Source organism: Marinomonas sp. NPDC078689, assembly GCF_044542435.1.
GTDB lineage: Bacteria > Pseudomonadota > Gammaproteobacteria > Pseudomonadales > Marinomonadaceae > Marinomonas > Marinomonas arenicola.
The window spans coordinates 3,034-4,412 of the sequence record NZ_JBITUJ010000017.1 but is presented as its reverse complement, the minus strand read 5'-3'; the positions used below and the strand labels follow the sequence as shown (position 1 = coordinate 4,412).

Here is a 1,379-nt window from a genome sequence, read left to right as displayed (position 1 = left end):
AAACCACTTTGGTGTTATATGGTCAAGCCTCACGAGCAATTAGTATTGGTTAGCTCAATGCCTCACAGCACTTACACACCCAACCTATCAACGTCCTAGTCTCGAACGGCTCTTCAGGGGACTTATGTCCCAGTGAGATCTTATCTTGAGGGAGGCTTCCCGCTTAGATGCTTTCAGCGGTTATCCCGTCCGAACATAGCTACCCGGCAATGCCACTGGCGTGACAACCGGAACACCAGAGGTTCGTCCACTCCGGTCCTCTCGTACTAGGAGCAGCTCCTCTCAAATCTCAAACGTCCACGGCAGATAGGGACCGAACTGTCTCACGACGTTCTAAACCCAGCTCGCGTACCACTTTAAATGGCGAACAGCCATACCCTTGGGACCGGCTTCAGCCCCAGGATGTGATGAGCCGACATCGAGGTGCCAAACACCGCCGTCGATGTGAACTCTTGGGCGGTATCAGCCTGTTATCCCCGGAGTACCTTTTATCCGTTGAGCGATGGCCCTTCCATACAGAACCACCGGATCACTAAGACCTACTTTCGTACCTGCTCGACGTGTCTGTCTCGCAGTTAAGCGTGCTTTTGCCTTTACACTCTACGCATGATTTCCGACCATGCTGAGCACACCTTCGTGCTCCTCCGTTACTCTTTGGGAGGAGACCGCCCCAGTCAAACTACCCACCACACAGTGTCCTCGATCCAGATAATGGACCTGAGTTAGAACCTCAAACATACCAGGGTGGTATTTCAAGATTGGCTCCACTTGAACTGGCGTCCAAGTTTCAAAGCCTCCCACCTATCCTACACAAATAGGTTCAAAGTTCACTGTGAAGCTATAGTAAAGGTTCACGGGGTCTTTCCGTCTAGCCGCGGATACACAGCATCTTCACTGCGATTTCAATTTCACTGAGTCTCGGGTGGAGACAGTGTGGCCATCGTTACGCCATTCGTGCAGGTCGGAACTTACCCGACAAGGAATTTCGCTACCTTAGGACCGTTATAGTTACGGCCGCCGTTTACTTGGGCTTCGATCAAGAGCTTCGCTTGCGCTAACCCCATCAATTAACCTTCAAGCACCGGGCAGGCGTCACACCCTATACGTCCACTTTCGTGTTTGCAGAGTGCTGTGTTTTTAATAAACAGTCGCAGCCACCTGGTATCTTCGACCGACTAGTGCTTACGGAGCAAGTCCTTCACACCGGCCGGCGTACCTTCTCCCGAAGTTACGGTACCATTTTGCCTAGTTCCTTCACCCGAGTTCTCTCAAGCGCCTTGGTATTCTCTACCTGACCACCTGTGTCGGTTTGGGGTACGGTTTCTACATATCTGAAGCTTAGAAGTTTTTCCTGGAAGCATGGCATCAACCACTTCACC

General features: G+C 51.6%; 1 rRNA gene (running past one end of the window). It reads right to left on the bottom strand.

The window, feature by feature from the left end:
- Window positions 1-18: 18 nt before the first annotated feature.
- Window positions 19-1,379 (bottom strand): 23S ribosomal RNA (locus tag ACIGBN_RS17040) (it continues 1,251 nt past the right edge of the window).